Raw genomic sequence first — 20,543 nt, 5'->3', positions numbered from 1 at the left:
TTACAAAGGTCTTTAAGTCGGAACAATTTGTCTTCATATTTATGGTACCATATTTATAAGAAAGATGGTTTAAATTTGAGGAGGTAATAGGAATGAACGACCAAGCGAAACAATTTTTAATGGCTTTGTTAAACACTGCTTCACCTTCCAGCCAGGAAGCGGGCATCCAGCGCAAATGGCTAGACTATGTCAAAGGGTTCAGCCATAAAGTACATACTGACAATGCGGGAAATGTCATTGGCGCCGTTAACCCAGACGCGCCATTTAAAGTCTTGCTTGCCGGACACTGTGATGAAATTGGATTAGTTATCAATCGGATTGATGAGGACGGCTTCCTTCACTTTGATAAAATGGGCGGCATCAGCCCCAAGCCCGCCGTAGGTATGAAGGTTGATGTCTTAGGTTATAAGAAAACCTTCACAGGCGTCGTCGGAGCAAACGCGGAGCATCACGGCGGTGTAAAAGATGACTTATCGTTTGAAGATCTCTACATTGATTGCGGGGCAAAAAGTAAAGAAGAAATCGCCGAATTTGTGCAAATCGGGGACCTTGCTGTTTATAAAAGGACACCTGAAATTCTTTTTAACAATAGATTAAGCGGACGCGGTTTAGATAACCGGACAGGTGCATTCATCGTAGCGGAAGTGCTTCGCCGCTGTGCTGAAGACAATCCTAAAGTAGGCGTTTATGCAGCAAGTACCGTAAATGAAGAAACGAATATGGGCGGCGCGTATTTTGCTGCTGCAGGCATTAATCCGTCAATGGCTATTGCCTGTGATGTAACGTTCGCCACAGATTACCCGGGGGTTAATACTAACAAATATGGTGATATCAAATTAGACGGCGGCCCGGTTCTCGCAAAGGGAGCCCCGATTAATTATAAAATGAATCACCTGCTCGAGGGTGCTGCGAGGCGCTTAAACATGGCTGTTCAATATGAGCTGACACCGCGAATGACCGGGACGGACGCCGACCGCATGAGACTGACTGGAGCCGGCGTTCCCGTCAGCCTTGTCTCACTCCCGCTTAGGTATATGCATTCCCCGGTTGAAACCGTTAGTCTCAAAGACATTGATGAGGAAATTGATCTCCTAACGGACATGATCTTACATTTAACCGGTGAGGAAAGCCTGAAACCGCTTGACATTTAAAGTCATTCAGCTAAAGAAAACTCGCCGATTGGCGAGACAGAGGCGTAGTTGCGACGCACAGGACGTGCTAGTACTGTCGTTGTAACAGGATGTTACGTCTTTAGCCAGTGCACTTATGTGCGTCAGAAAGGCTACTGCTTGCTACACTTCTTTGCTGCCTTGCGACAAAACGAAGTGGAGGAGCACTTATACGCTGGTTAACTAAAAAACCTTGGCAAAAGCCAAGGTTTTTACTATTTTCCAAACAAATCTTTAATCGTATGGTCAAAGGGTACAGATAAGCCTTCATATTGATTGTAATAGCTTTGTGCAAGCTTGATATCTAACATTCCGGCACGCACAAGCTCTCTATATTCTGCAGTGGCTTTTTTTATTACCTCGCTGTGAAGCAAAACCGTTTTATTATTTATAGAATGGCTGTCAATATTATAAACCCGGTCTTCCGGGTGAACAGGCTCAAAGTTATGTGGGCCCATCCCGTCAATGACTGCAAATTGGTGATCTGGGAAGTAAATCAAATCAATGTCATTTGTATAAAATGGACATCGGTAAGCTGTGTGAGTCATGCCTCTTTCACAGGCAGTCAATTCAAGCGCTTTCAGACACCAGGAAATCCCCCTGCGATGGTTCCCCTTAAGTATAATTTTCCTTTTAATGTTTTTTATTATGTCTGGATTCATTGAATGTGTAGAATGAAGGCTGCTGTAAAAACAGTTTTCACCTTTTTCTTTCGTTGCCTTGTTATCTGATTTCGGAAAGGTGCTGTCACAAATCATCGTAAGAAGCTTAGCCATTTGCTCTTTATCCGATGCTGATTCATATTTTTCAAAAACGGTATTAAGACATTTTTGCGCCTCCAAAAATGACCGTTTTGCCTGTAGTATCCGTTTTGCCTTTTCACCTTCTTTATACTCATGCAGCTGCCTGAATTCTTCATTGCCAAATTCGGATAATCCAAGAGAAACAAGGCTTTTGAAATCACGTTTTTTTATTTTCTTGTACAGTTTATCTGACAAAACAGCTGTTTTCCTGTTTAAATGGAAGATGCCGTCAACAGCGGTTGGCTTGATTGGATTTAAAATTAAATAAATGTTGTCTAATGGTGAGTTAAAATCGCCCATTTGTTCCAGATGTTTAACCAAATAAAAAGCATCTTCTTTCACAACCCATAAATGCTCTATTTCATTTAAAAGACTTTCAGGAATAAGCATTTCTTCAGGATCAACAATGCTTTCAACATACAGCTTATGATGATAAAACATCCCTCACAGCTCCCAGTAGATGTGTCCTTAGATTACTGTATGCATGCAGGGCTTTGAGGGTTTATAAGTCATTCAAATTCTTTGAAGGCTAAGACAGTATCATATTGCGGTTTAATGCCTGAGATTTTTATGTGTCCCATCACAGAAAGGCTGATTGCCTGAGCGTTTGCACCTGCATAATGCAACCCTTGTATTTTTTCCGACAATCTCACCTTCTTCATTCATAACTTCGATATTGCCATGAACAAAAAACGGACCATTTTCTAAAGGCTTAATCGTGGTAATTTCCGGAGGCTGTTCCTTTTTACCGCCATCAAGCCTTTCATACTGCAGCGCTCCGGTTGGACATAGAGAAATGGTACGGCAGATCTCCTCCACACTTGCTTGATCCAGATTTACCCAAGGCTTCTTCTCTGGATTAAAGACTTCTTTCAAGGTATCCACGCAAGCTCCAATGTGATTGCAGCGGTTTGGATAAAAGGAAACAATGAGATCGTCTGATTTGTAGTCATGTTTGTCTTCAGCCATAAAAATCACCCTTCCTATATAATGGCTATTATCTTAGCGTAACCTTGTCAAGGCGCGGCCATTCAAAAAGAGGCCCCTTTAGAGAGACCTCTCTTGATAAAAGCTGAGAAAAGGTACGACCACCATTGACATAAAGGATATTGGAAACCACAAGCATACTAATAAAATCAGTGGAAAAAGGCGCTTTTTTATTGATTGTTTTGGAAATGGCATGACTACAAGCGCCAATCCCATGGTCAAACCGACGGTGAAGTAGATCAACATGACGACAATACTGTGTTCGATCATTAAATCAACTCCGTCAGCGTCTCCTGCGCTTTTTAATACAATATGCAAATGTCACCCGGGCGTGAAAGTGATCATAAAGAAAACTCGCCGATTGGCGAGCCTTTGGTGAAGACAGAGGCGTTGTTGCACTTATGTGCGTCAGAAAGTTGTACTTTCTGATTAACTAAAGAAAACGGGGTTCTGATAATGATCATTTTCGTCGATCGTAGATTAAAAACCGATGCGGGTACCGATTCTTTTCATCAACAATGCCTTTTCGGTCTGACACGAGTTCCCACTCTGACTCATCAAAGCCTTCAAAATATGTATCACCTGCAAAAGAATGCTCTATCAAGGTTATGTATAAACGATCCACATACGGAAAAAAAGCGTTAAAAATTTGTGATCCGCCGATGACAAATATTTCTCTATTCGGGCTGTCCATATCAAGAATCGCATCCACGGAATGAAAAATGTCACAGCCCGCAGGATAGTAGTCTTTATTTTTAGTCAAAACAACATTTCTTCTTCCCGGGAGCGGCTTTTTGAAGGATTCTAACGTTTTCCTGCCCATGACAATGGTGTGCCCCATCGTCAGCCTCTTAAAAAATTTAAGATCGTTAGGCAACCGCCAGGGCAGATCATTGTTTTTGCCAATAATGCGATTTTCATCCATTGCAAGTAAATAGGAAATCATACCGAAACAGCCCCTTTGATGTGAGGATGCGGATCGTAGCCTTCAATTGTAAAGTCTTCGTACTTATAATCAAAAATGGAAGGAACAGCACGATTGATAGTCAAGACAGGCAGTTTCCGCGGCTGTCTTCCAAGCTGCTCTTTCACTTGTTCAAAATGATTCGAATAAATGTGGGCATCACCCAATGTATGGACAAAGTCCCCCACACCGAGTCCCGTCACATGGGCAATCATATGGGTTAATAAGGCATAAGACGCAATATTGAAAGGCACACCTAAGAACACATCGGCACTTCTTTGATAAAGCTGGCATGACAGCTTGCCATCACTGACATAGAACTGAAACAGACAATGACATGGCGGCAATGCCATCTTATCAACATCAGCGGGATTCCATGCTGTAACAATCATACGGCGGGAATCGGGGTTGTTTTGTATCAAATCAATTAAATTGCTGATCTGATCAACAGTTTCGCCTTTTTTACCAGGCCACGAACGCCACTGATGACCGTAGACAGGGCCGAGATCACCTTTTTCATCTGCCCATTCATTCCAGATCCTCACGCCATTTTCCTGGAGATATTTAACATTTGTATCCCCATTTAAAAACCAAAGCAATTCATAAATAATCGATCTAATATGAAGCTTTTTGGTTGTTAATAAAGGAAAACCTTCCTGAAGAGAAAAGCGCATTTGATGGCCGAACACACTGATTGTTCCGGTTCCTGTCCGATCTGACTTTTCCGTTCCTTCTTCTAAGATTCTATTGCATAACGTCAAATATTGTTTCATTACTGTTCACCTCTGCCGGGGTTTGATTAACCATCATTTTATCATATTAGGGAACCTGCCGACCAGATAAGCCTCAAAGCTTGGACTTTTATTTGAGCCTGTTATAAGATATATAAGGTTTAATATTTTATTTTAATGGGGTGAAGGATATGCTTAGACAAAAAACAGGAAAAGGCATTGCGCTTATAGCAATCCTATCTGTGATATTCGCGGTTCTCTCCGGCTGTTCCGGAGAAAAGAATTCCGAAAGCTCGGAAACCGCCTGGGATAAAATAAAGAAAAAGGATGTTCTTGTGGTTGGTACAGCGGGAACCCTTTATCCGACGTCATACCACGATGAAAAGACAAATAAACTGACCGGGTATGATGTTGAGGTCATGAAAGAAATAGCCAAAAGGTTAGGACTGGATATTAAATTTAAGGAAATTGGTTTCGACGGGTTATTCTCCAGTCTAAATTCCAGCAGGATCGATGTGGCAGCAAATGATATCGGCATAACTAAGGAACGCAAAAAGAAGCTTGCTTTCTCCGATCCTTACAAATATTCTTTCGGCTCAATGGTTGTCAGGAAGAAAGACCATTCAGGCATTCACAGCTTTGATGATCTTAAAGGAAAAGTTGCTGCAGGGGCCGCTAACACGATTTATACCAATATCGCCAAAGACTTCGGTGCCAAGACAAAGATTTATGGCAATGTAACAAATGATGTCTATTTTAGAGATCTATCCATCGGCAGAACCGACGTTATTTTAAATGATTATTACTTGCAAAAAATCGCCTTAAAATATATGCCGCAATTTGATCTCATGATTGCGCCTAACCTTTATTATAAGCCTAGCCAAGGCGGGCTGGCTGTCAAGAAGGGCAATGATGAGCTCGTCAGCCAACTCAATAAAGCCTTAAAGGATATGAAAGCGGACGGCACGCTTAGTAAAATATCCAAGACATTTTTTGCGGGAATGGATGTCTCAAAAAAACCTGATGTTGATATCAAACCCGTCAAGCTTGATAAAAAGGACAAGTAATAAACCATGTCTTTACACCACATTTTTGATGTCGAACTTGCTGTTAAAAGCTTACCGTATGTCATTCAAGGCCTTGGCTATACAGTACTGATCGCATTTCTCAGCATGTTCTTCGGTCTTTCTCTTGGCTTTATCATCTCTTTATTCAGGAGTTCCGAGCGCTTTATATTGCGGCTTCCAGCAAGGGTGTATATATCATTCATGCGCGGGATTCCAATGCTTGCGTTATTGATGATTATCTATTTTGCCTTGCCGGTTGTCGGCATTCAATTCACTGCTGTAACTGCAGCCATGATTGCCTTCAGCATTAACAGTGCGGCGTACATTGCGGAAATCATCCGCGCCTCACTGATGTCTGTCGGCAAAGGCCAGTGGGATGCCGCATATGCATTAGGATTTAATAAACGGCAAGCTTTAATGAGAATCATCGTGCCACAAGCTTCAAGAATCGCTGTGCCTCCCCTTTTGAACGTGTTTCTTGATCTTGTAAAAACGACATCACTGGCATCGTCCATAACAGTACCTGAACTTTTGTATAAAGCACAAATTGTTGCCGGCAGATCATTTGATTCCATGACAATGTATATTTTGATCGCCCTCATCTACTGGGTCATATGTATCCTCATATCGACATTTGGCGAGAAGTTGGAGAAGCGTTTGTCTGCCAGTTATGAATAAAGAAAACCTCCCGGATGACATTGCCCGGGAGGTTTTTTTGCATTGTTTTCTCTTATGTATATTAACCAAAATAATCCTTTTCTAAATCCCTTAGCTGTTCAATAGCGAGCCTTGCCCAATCATCACCACGCTTGCCCAGCTTCTCTAATTTGTCGTTCACCGCTTTTCGCAGCGATGCCTTATATTCTGGGATCTGATTTCCTTCATATTGCTTTAAGGTATTCACTCTCACCACGGCCTTTTCGTGATAGGCAAGCGCCTTTCTTTGGTGGAACAACGGCACATTAATGTTATTTGGCGAATGAAGGTCACCCTGTGTTGGGTGTTTGATGACTGCCAGGATCTCTACAACCGCTTGTTCTGTTTGGCGGGGTTCAATTACTTTTGCAATATATTCACCTGTTTTATACCTGGCAATGACAAGATCATTCGGCTGGATTGTTTCTGTCAATTTACCTTCCTCCTTTTTGGTAAGGGAAATCCCCTAACAACATTATAGCAAAAACATGGCGGTCACAGGTAAAAGCCTAAATGACTATGATACATAAGGAAAGCTTAATTTCAGAGGTGAAAACAATGCCAGTGGCTGATGGAAAGCAATATATTAACCGAATGGACCAACTAAAGGCCAATATTTGGTATGAAGGACAAAAGGTAACTGGAAAACTATCAGCTCATCCCGCTTTTAAAGGTGTTATCCATAGTCAGGCAAAGTTATATGACCTTCAGTACAGGTCCGACCTAAAAGATGTCATGACATGGACAGCTGGTGCGTCAGGTAAACGATTCGGGACGTCCTATTTAACGCCCAAATCCAGGGAAGATCTAGAAAAAAGGCGGCAGGCGATTCAGGAGTGGGCGAAGCTTTCTCATGGTATGTTAGGACGGACACCGGATTACATGAACACCGCACTAATGACATTTGCCAGTTCAGCAGCAATTTTGAAGGGCCAAAGCGAAGCTTGTGCTGACAATATGAGAAAATACTTTGAATTTGTCAGGGAAAATGATTTAGCTCTAACACATACCTTTATTAAGCCACAGGTGAACCGCTCAAGTTCATATGAGGAATCTGACCCAAAAATTATCGACGCACAAATAATTGATAAAAATGATGATGGCATTGTCATCCATGGCGCCCGCCTGCTGGCGACACAAGGCGGGACGACTGATGAAATCATGGTGTTCCCATCAGGAGCCCAGCTGCCTCAGTTGATCGGAAGCGAGCCCCATGCGTTTGCCTTTGCCATTCCAAACAATACGCCGGGTCTTAAATTCTATTGCCGAGAATCCTTTGACTATGGGAAGTCCCGCTTTGATCATCCGCTCGGTTCACAATTTGAAGAAATGGACACCATTGTTGTTTTTGACCATGTGACTGTACCGTGGGGCAGGGTATTTCTGCACGGTGACATCTTTGTCAATAACAGGCTTTATAAGGACAGCGGCTTCTTTCCACATGTAACACACCAGGTTATTTGCAAAAATATTATTAAAACAGAATTCATCTTAGGGCTCATCCAGAAAATGATAGATGAAATTAATATCGGCGAATATCAGCATATCCATGATAAAGTATCCGAAGTCATCATCTCCCTTGAAACATTAAAAGGCTTTATCTATTCTTCAGAAGCCCAAGCGGATGTTAACGAATGGGGTGTCTATACACCTGCAATCGAGCCGCTTCTTGCTGCATCACAATATTATCCAAAGGTCTACCCTAGATACGTGGAAATCATCCAGCTCATTGGCGCCAGCGGTCTAGTAACCATCCCTACAGAAGCTGATTTTAAATCGGAACGAAAAGAAGACATAGATCATTTTCTTCAATCCGCGAAATCACAAGGTGAGGACAAAGTGCGGTTATACCGGCTCGCTTGGGATGCAAGTATGAGCGCTTTCGGCTCCAGACAAGTTCTGTATGAACGATTTTTCTTTGGTGATCCCGTCAGATTAGCAACCAGTTTATATTGCCAATACAAAAAACAACCGTATGTTGATAGAGTAACCGCGTTTTTGGCTGATCTTCAAAAGGAGGAATGAGGGTTGTATTATGACATTTTCAGAAATAAACCAACCAAACCCATTGAACGAACGTCGCAAAGAAGGCATGGTTTCACTGAAGAAAGAGTGGAACAACCTCTATTCAGAGAATGACCATCACGCATTGGCATTAATCAATGACGGGGACTTGGAATTCCCAACATTGTATGTTTTAAGGGAGGATATTAAAGAAAAAAAATGCCAGCATCTACTTATTGAAAGGAATCAGCTGGCATTACATCATATTGAAAATATTCTTCATGAAACCAATTTGGGTATAGCTGAACATAAGCATTTTAGCGACCAACATTATGTGATTTTATCAAGCTTCCGCTGGATGTTGGATACTGGTGCTGCGGCTTCGCTAAACAATGGCTATATCAAGGTGATCGATGGTGCAGTCATCCAAATGCTTTTAACCTATCAACAAAATATTGCAAAAGACGTTGTTGATCTTATTTTTCGGCGCAAGCGGTCACATCAGCAATCCCACTACTTGTTATGTGCGCTGCAAGAAAACGCTGATCCAAACTGTCTTTTTTATATAGCAAACTATTTATTATCTAATAATCAGAATGACGTTCTTTTTGCTGCTAAATTACTGCATTTTATTCCAGGGATGGCACATGCCGCAACAAAACCGGAGGCTGTTGCTCTGTTTGAGGGATGGATGGAGGATAATCATCGTTACCTCGTCTACACGGGAGAAACAAGTGATGTATCACCAATGCCTAGACCTTATAAAGTAAATCTTGCCGCTAAATACCTCGGCAAACCAGTTTCCCTAGAAGACGGAGAATCCTTACAAAGTTTGTCTAATAAAGAAAAAGAACGTTGGCAGCAATTTTCACAGCTTACCGACGGTACCAAGGAGCAATTAGCTTCACTTTCAGCCCATTACCGCCAAAATCATCGGAATGAGTGGTATGAATGGATGGCAAGCCCGCTCGAACAGCACATCGCCCTTCTGGATAAAGGAGGGATAACATGACCGTTGTTGATCGTGCGTCACCTTTTGAAAACATGATGCGGCAAAATATCGTTGCAGCAGCTCATGCCCTTTATCGAAGCAAGGCAGGCTTTGCTACCTTTTACTATTCAAGGTGTAATGAAAAGTATTGGATCTTAACAGGTGAAGGCGGATTCAAACTAAGGGCGGGTGTGAAATCAAGTGAAGCGATCCGTGATATCTTCGTTAATGGGGAACAATATGCCTTTGAGTGCGCAACGGCGATGATGATTGTTTTATATAAAGCACTGATTGAAACCATATCCTCTGAACGCTTCGATATGTTGTATCACCAGCTTTATTTATGGGATTGGGAGAAGCATCCTGAATTTCCTGTTTACACAGAACACATTACCGGTAATGGGCTCCTTGGTGATGTACGTTATTTTAAAAATCCTGACGTCAATCCGAAAACACCCCAATGGCAAGGCGAGAACGCGGTCCAACTTCCGAACGGCCAATACTTTGGCCATGGAATTGGTATTTTAACCGGCGAAGGGATCATCGAAGAATTAAATAAAAATCGCTTTCCAGGTGCCGAGAGATCGGCCTATTTAATGCAAACGGCCACCCGCCCAGACTTTGATTATCTCTATGCGTTAAGCAATAGCCGGACCATATATTACGGCGGTGCATCCCATTAAATGAATCAACCAACTTAAAGAAAACTCGCCGATTGGCGAAGACAGAGACGTAGTTGCGACGCACAGGACGTGCTAGTACTGGCGTTGTAACAGGATGTTACGCCTTTAGCCAATGCACTTATGTGCGTCAGAAAGGCTACTGCCTGCCACCTCGTCTACGTTGCCTTGCGACGAAGCGAAGTGGAGGAGCACATATACTTTCTGATTAACCATGAAAAAACAGTGTGGTGCGAAGCCACACTGTTTTGAAATTAAGATTCCTGAAAGCCACGTTTTCCTAAAATACTAAGCACAGCATCGTCGCTCGGCGGGTTGTGAATGCCGGCGCGGACATCTCGATAATACCGTTCAAACGGTTTTGACCGAAAAATACTTGTGCCTCCGACCACTCTCATCGCAAGGTCAACCGCTTTAACCGCCGCGTTCGTAGCAGTGTATTTAACCGCAGAAAGTTCCGGCCCAAGATGCGGACGCCTTTCCGGATCACGATCCCATTGTTCCGCAACACCATACATCATATAACGGGCTTTCATAAGCTCAAGCTCAATTGCACCGATTTTCTGCTGAACATGCTGAAGATCTTTTATCGGATGATCAAGGCTATTTGGCTGATAATTGGCTGCGAAATCAATCACATCACGCCGGGCTGCCAGGGCAATCCCAATATAGCAAGCAGGAATATGCAAAAGCCAGCCTGGCGGCAAATGATTTTTGTCCTGCCAGCCGATCCTTTCAACAAAAGCGTCTGGTGGAATCTTAACATTTTTTAAGAACAAATCATCACTGCGTGTCGCCCGCATGCCCAATGTGTCCCATGTTTCTTCAAAGCTGACACCATCGAGATGACGGTTAACTAGGAAGCCGCCGACATCGTCACTGTCTTTCATACTGGCAGTGACGATAAACTCATCCGCAACAGGTGCCAATGTCGTAAACGTTTTGTGCCCGGTAACGCGCCACCCATCATGTTCTTTGCCTGCCTCAGTGGCCGGCTTGCCGCCTCTCGTCGGACTGCCGGTCCCCTGTTCGGTCGCAGCCCGATTTACAATGTGCTTGTCATTAATCACACGGCGGCATAGAGCCTTAAATGTTTCCTCATCCCACTCCCTGCGTAAGGATAAGTCCATCATAATACCAAGGTGCCAGCCTATTCCTAATGTCGTCGGTCCATCCCCTTGAGCGAGGGCCTCTTGGATTAGCACGAGTTCGTATAGTGATATATTCTTGCCGCCATATTCCTCAGATGCGGTTAATCCCGTGTAACCGGATGCCTTTAATGCTTCAAAGTTTTCAAAGGGGAAGTCACCTGTTTCATCATAATGATCCGCACGCCTTGAAAAGTCTTCAGCGTGTGAACGGGCAAGTTCATATAATTCTTTTTGGCGTGCCGTTTTTATAAAAACATGATCTTTATCAAACAACCTGCATCCTCCTTTATTTACATTATGTAATTTAAAGAGGAGACAACTGTCTCCCCTTCACATAAAGTTATTAACTTTCGATAGCCATCTTCTTTTCTTTCTCAAAGCGGTTTCTAGGATGCTCACGGCATTCTTTGGAACATGAGCGATGATAAATCTCCTCACAATCATGGCAACATACGTGCTGGCGATTGCATTCAGGATTGGCACAATTCACGAGTCTGTCCTCTACTCTACCGCAATAATAACAATGGCTGATCACCTTGTCTTCCTCTGTTCTATTGATCGGAACAGATATTCTTTCATCAAAGACATAGCATTTGCCATCATAAAGCCGGCCTTGTACTTCAGGGTCTTTCCCATATTCAACAATACCGCCATGCAGCTGATTGACATCTTGAAAACCTTCTTGAATCAGATAACCAGTGAACTTTTCACAGCGAATGCCGCCAGTACAATATGTCAAGACTTTCTTATCCTTATGTTCACTTAAATTTTCCTTGATCCATTTCGGGAGATCACGGAAAGCCTCAACATCGGGGAGAATCGCATTTCTAAAATGCCCGATCTGATGCTCGTAATCATTTCTGGCATCAATAACGATGACATCCTCTTTTTGGAGATCATCATAAAATTCCTTTGGCGAGAGATGCTTCCCTGTCAAATCATTGGGATTTACATCATTATCCAAATTAAGGGAAACAATCTCTTTTCTTGGTCTGACAAAAATTTTCTTAAATGCATGCTGATCAGCTTCATCAATTTTAAATACCGTATCACTGAATCTTGGATCACTTTTAAGCGTATCCATATATTTTTGCGTCTGTTCAACCGTCCCCGACAGCGTCCCGTTAATTCCTTCAGAAGCTACGAGAATCCGGCCCTTAACACCGAGCGCTTTGCAAAAATCAAGATGTGCGGCAGCAAATGTCTCTGGCTCATCAATTTTGACATATTTATAATAAAGCAATATACGATAAGGTTTATGTTCAGTCATTATTTCGCACCACCTTCTAAATTCCCATAAAATCAAACATTTTCTATCATACCAAATAACGCATACAAATGCACATTAATTATTATACTCGGGAATTTAAAAGGTTCAAGTGGTGAATCTTAACGTTTTTCCAAAACGTATAATTCCTCTTCAATGCCCGATAATGGAAAAAACCAAGCAGTTACGCTTGGTTTTTACAATGGCTGTTGTACGCTGCCTTCAAGGCGCGGGCGATGTTTTCAAGATCCTCATCTTCAATGTCTTCTCTAGGAATAAAATGAACAACATCCTTACCACTTAACAGTGCGATTGATGGTGATGATGGTTCATAGCCTTTAAAATAATCCCTCATTGCAGCCGTTGCTTCCCGATCCTGGCCAGCAAAAACGGTGACCAGGTGATCGGGTATTACGTCACCTTTTAGTGATTCATTAACGGCAGGGCGCGCGAGTCCAGCCGCACAGCCGCAAACTGAATTCACAACCACTAATGTCGTTCCTTCAGCTTTTTCCATATAAGCATCGACATCTTCAGGTGTCAAAAGCTCTGAAAATCCTGCGGAAGTCAGCTCCTCCCTCATCGGCTTCGCTACTTGCTTCATATATTCTTCATACGCCATTGACATGCAAATCATCCTTTCGGCTAAGTACAAATATCTAGAACGGTTTTCATTAAATATAAAGTAACACGTCCCTTTCTTTTCAAGCAAATGTTTCGTTTCGGGTGCTCCCCTAAAATAATCCCGTAGCCTTACCGTTAGGATCTACATCCATATTATGTGCTGCAGGACGCTTAGGCAACCCAGGCATCGTCATGACATTACCGGTTATGGCAACGATAAAGCCGGCGCCAATGGAGGCTTTTAGCTCTCTCACTTGGATATGAAAATCATTAGGCCTTCCGATCAATGCCGGATTATCAGACAAGGAATACTGTGTTTTTGCCATACAGACTGGCAGATGCCCCCACCCATGTTGTTTGAACGTTGCTAATTGCTTTTTAGCCTTTTCAGAAAAGAACACACCTTTTCCGCCATAGACTTTGGTCACAATAGCATTAATTTTCTCCTCTATTGTAGCTTCTAACTCATACAATGGTTTAAAATGCTTCTGCCCCTCTTCAATAACGCTAACCACCTTGTGAGCTAATGCTTCACCGCCTGCACCGCCGTCTTCCCAAACCTTAGCGACTTCAGCTGGATGGCCTTTATCGGCACACCACCCCTTGATAAAATCCACTTCGGCATCAGTATCAGATATGAAATGGTTAATGGCAACGGTGTATGGCAGGCCAAAGGCTTTTATCGTTTCAACATGCTTTTCAACATTAGACATACCGCGTTTTAATGCTGCAAGGTCTTCTTTCTTTAAATTATCCCTTGAAAGTCCGCCATGCATTTTAAGCGCCCTTACTGTAACAACAATGACAACCGCACTTGGGTCAATGTTTCCGGCTCTGGTTTTGATATTCAAAAATTTCTCCGCACCAAGGTCAGCACCGAAACCGGCTTCCGTCACAACATAATCACCCAGTTTACTGGCAAGCTTCGTAGCAATCACACTATTACAACCATGGGCAATATTGGCAAATGGTCCGCCATGGACAAACGCGGGGGTGTTTTCAATGGTTTGGACGAGATTGGGATGGATGGCATCCTTCATTAAAAGGGTTAAAGCGCCTTCTGCCCCAAGGTCTCGGACTGTGACAGGTTCCTTATTATAGTTATAAGCAACGACCATCTTACTGAATCGCTTTTTCAAATCCTCGATGTCATTTGAAAGGCAAAGAATCGCCATAACCTCAGAAGCAACAGTGATATCGAAGCCACCTTCTCTCGGTACCCCGTTTGCCTGTCCGCCTAAACCGACAACCACATGCCTTAATGCTCTGTCATTCATATCAATAACGCGCTTCCATACAATGCGTCGCGGATCAATATTTAGGCTGTTTCCTTGGTGAATATGGTTGTCAATAAGGGCCGCCAGGGCATTATTTGCCGTCGTAATCGCGTGCAAGTCCCCTGTGAAATGCAAATTTATATCCTCCATGGGGACCACTTGTGAATAGCCGCCTCCCGCGGCTCCGCCTTTCATCCCCATGCTTGGCCCAAGCGATGGCTCCCTTAAGGCAATAATTGCTTTTTTGCCAATTCGATTCAAAGCTTGCCCTAATCCAACGGTTACCGTTGATTTCCCTTCACCAGCAGGTGTTGGATTAATTGACGTTACCAAAATAACCTTGCCGTCGGCGTGATCTTGCAGTTTCTTTAAGGTATGCGCCGAAACCTTTGCCTTGTACCTGCCATAAGGTTCCCAGTCTGATTCTTTTAATCCTAATTTTGTCGCAATAACATGGATGGGCTTCAACTCTGTCTGTTGGGCAATTTCAATATCTGTTTTTACTTTCATAACTGCCATATTGTCTCCCCCAATATAAGTATCTGAGATCATATAATTGAATGTTATTTCAAAACAATTTTAACATAAATGATTCAACCCCTCACGAAAAGGGTTATTAAATCAATAAGCTTTTCTTTTCTTCAATAGACGGTTTATTGTATGCTTACATTAGCTGTTTTTCTGGAGGGATACATTTGATCAAGGTCTATTTTGACGGGGCGAGTGCCGGCAATCCCGGTTACTCAGGAGCTGGTGTCTATATAAAGCGTGATTCCGGCCAGGAGGAACGGCATTCACTGCCCCTTGGTATCCTTACGAATCATGAAGCTGAATTCAAGGCGTTTCTATATGCATTGGAGCTTTGCATAGAAAAAGACTACTTGAGTGTCTCATTCCGTACGGATTCACAGCTTATTGACCGTGCAGTTGAAAAAGCATTTGTAAAAAACAGCGCGTTTCAACAAGATTTAAACAATGCGCTCAAACTCATTGACAAGTTCCAGTTATTTTTTCTTAAATGGATCCCTGATAAACAAAATAAAAACGCTGATATATTAGCTAGAAAAGCCATCTATATGCAGAAAGATCATAAGTAATTTAAGGCGAGGGTAGAATAATGAAAAAATCTCTGGGTGCTGACCTGTCACTAGTATTTGTTGCCTTAATCTGGGGAAGTACGTTCGTTGTCGTTCAACACGCGATTTCGACCGTTACACCTTTAACTTTTAACGCTTGGCGCTTTCTTCTTGCAAGCCTGTGTCTATTGATTTGGAAGGCCGTGTTTGTAAAAAACCGCAAACGGATAGAACTGCGAGGAATCTTAGCCGGGGTGCTCTTAGGGTGCTTTCTTTTTACCGGCTATATTGCCCAAACCGTTGGCTTGCTTTACACATCTTCATCTAAAGCCGCTTTTATAACTGGGATGAGTGTCGTCCTCGTTCCGATCTTTTCCGCCGTTATACTAAAAAAGCTGCCGGCTGCCAAAGCGATGGTCGGCGTTCTTATTGCAGCCGCTGGCCTCTATTATTTAACGATGTCAGGTCCTGTTGCCTTTAATTATGGTGATGGCATCGTGCTGTTTTGTGCCGTTATGTTTGCTTTACACATCATTTTTACAGCGAAAGTGACACACCATTATTCAAGCCTTTCCCTGACTATTATTCAATTGGCAACGGTTGCCGTCCTAAGCTTCGTCTGCGGCATAGTGGCAGATGGCACCGGTAAACTGTTTGACTTTTCTTCTTTATTTCGATCTGATACATTATTTTCTTTATTGGTAACCGCTGTTCTGGCCACATCCGTTGCCTTTATCCTGCAGACAGTGATGCAGCGGTTTACATCCCCGACACATGTGGGGCTCATTTTCATTATGGAACCGGTTTTTGCCGCAGTCACTTCGGCTGTTTGGCAGCATGACTATTTGACGTATGGTGGCATAATCGGGTGTCTTCTTATATTATTAGGTATGGTACTATCAGAATGGCCGGTAAAGAAAGCTCGAAAACAACCTTTTACCGACCATCTATAACACATAAAGGCAAGGTGAGAAACGGTGCAACTTATAGACCAAGACATCAGCAAACGCGGAAACATGACTAAGCGGCTTGCGAATTTATATGCAACAATGAAAAAGAACGGCGATTTGTATCACGCCAACAAACTTCGGGATTTATATAAAAAAAATCAATCGGGCCGTTTGTCAATTAGTTTTTGCGGCCACTTCTCAGCTGGAAAATCGAGTTTACTCAACCGGTTAATAGAGGAAGCGGTCCTGCCTTCAAGCCCAATTCCAACTAGTGGAAACCTTGTAAGGTTAATGCACGGCGAACCCAAGGCCAAGGTTTACACATCTGATGGTCAGACTGTCCTTTTTCCAGCCCCCTACGATATAGATGACATCCAAACCTTTTGTAAGGATACCGCCGGTGTCACAGCCATAGATATTCATGTTGGGGAACGACTGCCAGAATCGGTTGAGTTGATTGATACACCAGGTGTTGATTCAACGGACGATGCCCATCAAAGGGCAACAGCAGATGCTTTGCATCTTGCCGATTATGTTATATATGTGACAGACTATAACCACGTTCAATCGACAGTGAATTTTCAGTTCATGGAGCGGCTGACTAAGCTTGGCAAACCTTTCTATCTTGTGGTCAATCAGATTGACAAACACAATGATCAGGAGCTGTCATTTGCCGCCTTCAAAGAACAGGTCAACAATGCTCTTCATACATGGCAATTACAACCTGAAAAGATATTTTATGTTTCTTTAAGAAATGATCAGCTTAACATCAATGAATTTGACCAATTGCTTGTTTCCCTTCAAAAGCTTCTTGGGGGATGTGTCCACCCTTCGGAGGCAGGTACACAAAAGACATTGAGCGACATTATTGAAGAACACGAAGGATGGCTTCGCGAAAGGCTTGAAAGTGATCTTCATGGTTTCAACATGACCGAACTGCCAGATCGTAGTCTGTTACATGATATTGAAGGCGACCTGGCATATCTTAAAGATACATTATTAGCCTTTGACCAAAGCGAAAAGGCTTGGCTGGAAGCAACGTCCGAGCAGATAAAAAAGACAATAAGGTCCGCGATCTTAATGCCGTATGAAACGAGAGAACACGCCAAAAGATATCTTGAATCATGCCAAAATAATTTTAAAACAGGACTATTTTCGAGCAAAAAGAAGATTGAAAAAGAACAGAGCTTGCGACTCAATCTTTTCCATGAGGACATCGTCAAACGGGCGCAAACAATGGAATGGAATGTCAGGGACGTCCTTGTAAAAGCGTGCAAGGAGATCCCTGAGCTGAATGAGTCTGATTATGCGGAAGCTTATGGTTTGGCATTGGATATAAAACCCGAAGAGTTGACCGCTCTTGTTCAATCAGGTGCTGAAACAACCGGGCAATATGTCTTGAAATATGCAGACAATGTATCGGATTATCTCAAAAAGCGGATGGCAAAACAGGTAACGGCTTTTCTCGAATCTTTAAGTGCAAAGGTTAAGGCCGTCTTTGTCTCGAAAAAGGCTGATATTAAAGGACAATATGATCACAAAGCCTATCAAGCGGACCAGTTAAAACAGGTTTTTGATTTGGAACTTTATTATCAAGAAAGAATCGCCGAAGCCCATTTGTTGTTGGAATCGGATGTATGGGATCCTGAATACACGGAGGAGGCTGTTCTTCTTATAGAAAAGGATATTGAAACTGACCAAAAAGAACGTCAGACCATATCCATTAAGGAATCACGGTTGCTTACCCGAAAAACGAAGCAAAAGGAGCATGATACGAACGGCCAAGAAGCAGTCCAAACCCATACTGAACCGGATCGTCAATCACACTCCGAAAAACAATCATGGAGCGATATTTTGGAAAATGCGGCTGATATGATTGACAAGCTTCACGGCTTTTCGGACACGGCTTTGCAGCTAAAACGGCGTGCTAGGAGAATGACGAACAACGCCTTTACCATTGCATTGTTTGGCGCCTTTAGTGCCGGGAAAACGTCATTTGCTAACGCCTTGCTTGGTGATAAGGTCCTCCCGGTTTCACCTAACCCAACGACGGCGGTTATTAATAAAATTATGCCGGCGGAACCGAACCATCCGCACGGTTCGGTCGAAGTCAAAGTGAAACCCGCAAAAGACCTCCTGAATGATGTCAATTATTCTTTATCGTTCTTTGAAATGAAGGCAGATGGGCTTGATGAGGTGACGTCTGTTGTTGAAAAATTAGCTGCCAAAAAAGGCACACCGCAGGAAAAGCTCCATAAGACATTTCTTACCGCTGTGGTAAACGGCCTGTCATATTTCAACGATTGTCTAGGCACAACACTTGAAATGGATTTGTCACAGGCGCATGATGCCATCGCTAATGAAGAAAAGTCGTGTTTCATTGAATCTGTCACCACCTACTATGACTGCCCATTTACGAAAACGGGGGTTATTTTGGTTGATACACCAGGGGCCGATTCCATCAATGCCAGACATACTGATGTTGCCTTCGATTATATTAAGAATGCTGATGCCATACTCTTCGTTACCTATTTTAATCACGCATTCTCACGAGCTGATAAAGAATTCCTTCTCCAATTGGGCCGGGTGAAGGATTCGTTTGCCATGGATAAAATGTTTTTTATCGTCAACGCGATTGATCTGGCAACCACAACGAGCGAGAAACAGCAAGTCATTGATTACGTTGAAAATAATTTGGTCACATTCGGTATCCGTAAGCCAAGATTGTATGGCATCTCAAGCTTGTTGGCTTTGGAGAATCAAACACAAGGCAAAAAAGCAGATGAAGACGTCTCCGGCATGGCGGCATTCATGAAAGACTGGACTCATTTTTCCGTCTATGATTTACTTTATCAAACAGCTAAAATCGGATTTTCAGATATCCAAAAAACACTTAACCAAACAAGCCGTATGATCGAAAACATGCAGCTGAACGAGGATGAAAAGAAGCAGCGAAAAGATGAGCTTGCAGCAAGCTTTGTTAACATTAAAGAGGCGGCCGCATCCGAAAAGCCTGATTTAAAAATTACAGCGATTACCCAACAGATTGATGAATTATTTTACTATGTCAAAAAAAGGGTGATCCAAAGGTATTCAGATGAATTTGCCACCTTTTTCAATCCGGCGCTTTTCCAAGATAAAGGCCAGTCTTTTAATAAAATTTTAAGCAGGAGCCTTAACGAATGCATCAGCTTTTTATCATTTGATATAGATCAGGAGCTGCGCGCGACTTTTTTACGAATCGAAGCATTCATTAAGATACAATATCAAGCCCATACCAATGAGATTAACAACCTGATTAGCGGTTTATTCCCTGAATGGGCTGATAAGGAACAGGACGTCATCAAAATGGACTCCGCTGACATCACGTCCCACTTGGAGTCCATTGATACGGATCAAATGAAAAGCGTCTTTAAGCATTTCAAAAGTCCCAAGCAATTTTTTGAAAAACGGGGCAATGCCCTTATGAAAGAAGATTTAAAGGATCATTTGGATGAGCCGATCTCGCGTATTTTGGAGATAAATAAAAAAACAGCTGAAAATCATTATAGTTTACTTTATAAAAATATCCACAAGGCCATAACAGATAATCTCATCGAAGAATGTCAGCATGATATAGGGCACCAAATCGACGTCTTAACAGCCAAAGATTATGATATTAAAACTTTAACAGCGGTTAACAGCGAATTAAAAATATTATTGGAGAACACTTAATCTTTAATACAGACAACCCCCCGAAAGAAATCCTTTCGGGGGGTTGCTCTTTATAACCAAAACCACTCTTAACGTGTTAGTTGTCGGTACTCTTCACTTAGTGACAAAAACAACTCTTTGTCTTTCTTATCAAGGCTTTCATCAATCATTACCCTAAGCTGTTTGACCCTTTGGTTAAGAACTAATTCATCAAGCATCATTTGAGCGTAGACTTCAGTCACGGATACTTTAGGCTGCTTCTCCCTTAACATCGCTAGTGACTTGGCATTATTATGATAGGATGGTTCGTTTCTCATTTTTAAGAGCCCCCTTCAGCCTTTTTAATATTTTACAACACTTATCTGATTTTTTCAACCATTCTGTATACAATAATGAAGAAAAGAAAAAGCGGT

General features: G+C 42.5%; 20 protein-coding genes. 9 read left to right on the top strand and 11 right to left on the bottom strand.

The window, feature by feature from the left end:
* Positions 1–92: 92 nt before the first annotated feature.
* A complete protein-coding gene (locus tag EV207_RS12780; protein ID WP_132746542.1) occupies positions 93–1,151 on the top strand; it encodes a M20/M25/M40 family metallo-hydrolase in 1,059 nt (352 codons plus the stop codon).
* 233 nt (positions 1,152–1,384) lie between these two features.
* Here the strand turns inward: EV207_RS12780 and EV207_RS12775 are convergent, their stop codons facing one another.
* The 5 genes from EV207_RS12775 to EV207_RS12755 form a co-directional block, all read right to left on the bottom strand.
* On the bottom strand, positions 1,385–2,413 hold the full coding sequence (locus EV207_RS12775; RefSeq protein ID WP_132746541.1) for a hypothetical protein: 1,029 nt from the start codon (positions 2,411–2,413) through the stop codon (positions 1,385–1,387).
* Positions 2,414–2,524: 111 nt separating this feature from the next.
* Positions 2,525–2,941 (bottom strand): (4Fe-4S)-binding protein, encoded by a 417-nt coding sequence (locus EV207_RS12770; protein WP_132746540.1) that lies wholly within the window; start codon positions 2,939–2,941, stop codon positions 2,525–2,527.
* A 78-nt stretch (positions 2,942–3,019) separates the two neighbouring features.
* On the bottom strand, positions 3,020–3,229 hold the full coding sequence (locus tag EV207_RS12765) for a hypothetical protein (RefSeq protein WP_132746539.1): 210 nt from the start codon (positions 3,227–3,229) through the stop codon (positions 3,020–3,022).
* Between the two features lie 190 nt (positions 3,230–3,419).
* Positions 3,420–3,905, bottom strand: coding sequence for a dihydrofolate reductase (locus EV207_RS12760; protein ID WP_132746538.1), 486 nt, complete (start codon positions 3,903–3,905; stop codon positions 3,420–3,422).
* Positions 3,902–4,696, bottom strand: a complete 795-nt coding sequence (locus EV207_RS12755; RefSeq protein WP_132746537.1) for a thymidylate synthase — start codon at positions 4,694–4,696, stop codon at positions 3,902–3,904. Before EV207_RS12755 ends, EV207_RS12760 begins: the two co-directional genes overlap by 4 nt.
* Positions 4,697–4,845: 149 nt before the next feature.
* Here EV207_RS12755 and EV207_RS12750 point away from each other — a divergent pair, with 149 nt between their 5' ends.
* Positions 4,846–5,721, top strand: coding sequence for a transporter substrate-binding domain-containing protein (locus tag EV207_RS12750; RefSeq protein ID WP_132746536.1), 876 nt, complete (start codon positions 4,846–4,848; stop codon positions 5,719–5,721).
* Between the two features lie 6 nt (positions 5,722–5,727).
* Positions 5,728–6,399, top strand: coding sequence for an amino acid ABC transporter permease (locus EV207_RS12745; protein WP_132746535.1), 672 nt, complete (start codon positions 5,728–5,730; stop codon positions 6,397–6,399).
* A 61-nt stretch (positions 6,400–6,460) separates the two neighbouring features.
* Here EV207_RS12745 and kapB read toward each other — a convergent pair whose 3' ends face one another.
* Positions 6,461–6,850 (bottom strand): kinase-associated lipoprotein KapB, encoded by a 390-nt coding sequence (gene kapB / locus EV207_RS12740; RefSeq protein ID WP_165886933.1) that lies wholly within the window; start codon positions 6,848–6,850, stop codon positions 6,461–6,463.
* A 125-nt stretch (positions 6,851–6,975) separates the two neighbouring features.
* Here kapB and hpaB point away from each other — a divergent pair, with 125 nt between their 5' ends.
* Genes hpaB through EV207_RS12725 form a run of 3 tightly spaced genes read left to right on the top strand, consistent with a single transcriptional unit; the run spans position 6,976 to position 10,095 of the window.
* Positions 6,976–8,442, top strand: coding sequence for a 4-hydroxyphenylacetate 3-monooxygenase, oxygenase component (gene hpaB, locus EV207_RS12735; protein WP_132746576.1), 1,467 nt, complete (start codon positions 6,976–6,978; stop codon positions 8,440–8,442).
* Positions 8,443–8,452: 10 nt separating this feature from the next.
* Entirely contained in the window at positions 8,453–9,433 is a 981-nt protein-coding gene (locus EV207_RS12730) for a hypothetical protein (RefSeq protein WP_132746533.1), read from the top strand.
* Positions 9,430–10,095: a protein-glutamine gamma-glutamyltransferase gene (locus tag EV207_RS12725; RefSeq protein ID WP_132746532.1), complete on the top strand. Its 666-nt coding sequence runs from the start codon at positions 9,430–9,432 to the stop codon at positions 10,093–10,095. Before EV207_RS12730 ends, EV207_RS12725 begins: the two co-directional genes overlap by 4 nt.
* A gap of 251 nt (positions 10,096–10,346) precedes the next feature.
* Here EV207_RS12725 and EV207_RS12720 read toward each other — a convergent pair whose 3' ends face one another.
* The 4 genes from EV207_RS12720 to EV207_RS12705 form a co-directional block, all read right to left on the bottom strand.
* The gene (locus tag EV207_RS12720; RefSeq protein WP_132746531.1) at positions 10,347–11,516 is read right to left on the bottom strand and encodes an acyl-CoA dehydrogenase family protein; all 1,170 of its coding nucleotides are present in this window, start codon (positions 11,514–11,516) and stop codon (positions 10,347–10,349) included.
* Positions 11,517–11,586: 70 nt separating this feature from the next.
* A complete protein-coding gene (gene trhO / locus EV207_RS12715) occupies positions 11,587–12,513 on the bottom strand; it encodes an oxygen-dependent tRNA uridine(34) hydroxylase TrhO (protein ID WP_132746530.1) in 927 nt (308 codons plus the stop codon).
* A 181-nt stretch (positions 12,514–12,694) separates the two neighbouring features.
* Positions 12,695–13,138, bottom strand: a complete 444-nt coding sequence (locus tag EV207_RS12710; protein WP_132746529.1) for a BrxA/BrxB family bacilliredoxin — start codon at positions 13,136–13,138, stop codon at positions 12,695–12,697.
* Between the two features lie 106 nt (positions 13,139–13,244).
* Positions 13,245–14,921 (bottom strand): formate--tetrahydrofolate ligase, encoded by a 1,677-nt coding sequence (locus tag EV207_RS12705; protein ID WP_424511371.1) that lies wholly within the window; start codon positions 14,919–14,921, stop codon positions 13,245–13,247.
* Between the two features lie 185 nt (positions 14,922–15,106).
* Here EV207_RS12705 and EV207_RS12700 point away from each other — a divergent pair, with 185 nt between their 5' ends.
* From EV207_RS12700 to EV207_RS12690, 3 genes are read left to right on the top strand one after another with little or no spacing between them, the layout of a single operon-like run.
* Complete coding sequence (locus tag EV207_RS12700; protein ID WP_132746527.1) at positions 15,107–15,508, top strand: reverse transcriptase-like protein; 402 nt, start codon at positions 15,107–15,109, stop codon at positions 15,506–15,508.
* A gap of 20 nt (positions 15,509–15,528) precedes the next feature.
* The gene (locus EV207_RS12695; protein ID WP_132746526.1) at positions 15,529–16,440 is read left to right on the top strand and encodes a DMT family transporter; all 912 of its coding nucleotides are present in this window, start codon (positions 15,529–15,531) and stop codon (positions 16,438–16,440) included.
* Between the two features lie 24 nt (positions 16,441–16,464).
* The gene (locus tag EV207_RS12690) at positions 16,465–20,151 is read left to right on the top strand and encodes a dynamin family protein (RefSeq protein ID WP_132746525.1); all 3,687 of its coding nucleotides are present in this window, start codon (positions 16,465–16,467) and stop codon (positions 20,149–20,151) included.
* A 68-nt stretch (positions 20,152–20,219) separates the two neighbouring features.
* Here the strand turns inward: EV207_RS12690 and EV207_RS12685 are convergent, their stop codons facing one another.
* Positions 20,220–20,447, bottom strand: a complete 228-nt coding sequence (locus EV207_RS12685) for an IDEAL domain-containing protein (RefSeq protein ID WP_132746524.1) — start codon at positions 20,445–20,447, stop codon at positions 20,220–20,222.
* Between the last annotated feature and the right edge of the window lie 96 nt (positions 20,448–20,543).

This window comes from Scopulibacillus darangshiensis (assembly GCF_004341035.1).
GTDB classification, from domain to species: Bacteria; Bacillota; Bacilli; order Bacillales; family Sporolactobacillaceae; genus Scopulibacillus; species Scopulibacillus darangshiensis.
The sequence above is the reverse complement of the archived record's forward strand: the minus strand, read 5'-3'. Positions and strand labels throughout refer to the sequence as shown.

What these genes read in the sequence shown, in the direction of transcription:
- EV207_RS12760 (WP_132746538.1), bottom strand. Translation starts at nt 3,905, where the DNA reads ATGATTTCCTATTTACTTGCAATGGATGAAAATCGCATTATTGGCAAA.
- EV207_RS12755 (WP_132746537.1), bottom strand. Translation starts at nt 4,696, where the DNA reads ATGAAACAATATTTGACGTTATGCAATAGAATCTTAGAAGAAGGAACG.
- trhO (WP_132746530.1), bottom strand. Translation starts at nt 12,513, where the DNA reads ATGACTGAACATAAACCTTATCGTATATTGCTTTATTATAAATATGTC.
- EV207_RS12710 (WP_132746529.1), bottom strand. Translation starts at nt 13,138, where the DNA reads ATGTCAATGGCGTATGAAGAATATATGAAGCAAGTAGCGAAGCCGATG.
- EV207_RS12750 (WP_132746536.1), top strand. Translation starts at nt 4,846, where the DNA reads ATGCTTAGACAAAAAACAGGAAAAGGCATTGCGCTTATAGCAATCCTA.
- EV207_RS12695 (WP_132746526.1), top strand. Translation starts at nt 15,529, where the DNA reads ATGAAAAAATCTCTGGGTGCTGACCTGTCACTAGTATTTGTTGCCTTA.
- EV207_RS12765 (WP_132746539.1), bottom strand. Translation starts at nt 3,229, where the DNA reads ATGATCGAACACAGTATTGTCGTCATGTTGATCTACTTCACCGTCGGT.
- EV207_RS12685 (WP_132746524.1), bottom strand. Translation starts at nt 20,447, where the DNA reads ATGAGAAACGAACCATCCTATCATAATAATGCCAAGTCACTAGCGATG.
- EV207_RS12730 (WP_132746533.1), top strand. Translation starts at nt 8,453, where the DNA reads ATGACATTTTCAGAAATAAACCAACCAAACCCATTGAACGAACGTCGC.
- EV207_RS12725 (WP_132746532.1), top strand. Translation starts at nt 9,430, where the DNA reads ATGACCGTTGTTGATCGTGCGTCACCTTTTGAAAACATGATGCGGCAA.
- EV207_RS12775 (WP_132746541.1), bottom strand. Translation starts at nt 2,413, where the DNA reads ATGTTTTATCATCATAAGCTGTATGTTGAAAGCATTGTTGATCCTGAA.
- EV207_RS12780 (WP_132746542.1), top strand. Translation starts at nt 93, where the DNA reads ATGAACGACCAAGCGAAACAATTTTTAATGGCTTTGTTAAACACTGCT.
- EV207_RS12705 (WP_424511371.1), bottom strand. Translation starts at nt 14,921, where the DNA reads ATGAAAGTAAAAACAGATATTGAAATTGCCCAACAGACAGAGTTGAAG.
- EV207_RS12745 (WP_132746535.1), top strand. Translation starts at nt 5,728, where the DNA reads ATGTCTTTACACCACATTTTTGATGTCGAACTTGCTGTTAAAAGCTTA.
- hpaB (WP_132746576.1), top strand. Translation starts at nt 6,976, where the DNA reads ATGCCAGTGGCTGATGGAAAGCAATATATTAACCGAATGGACCAACTA.
- EV207_RS12770 (WP_132746540.1), bottom strand. Translation starts at nt 2,941, where the DNA reads ATGGCTGAAGACAAACATGACTACAAATCAGACGATCTCATTGTTTCC.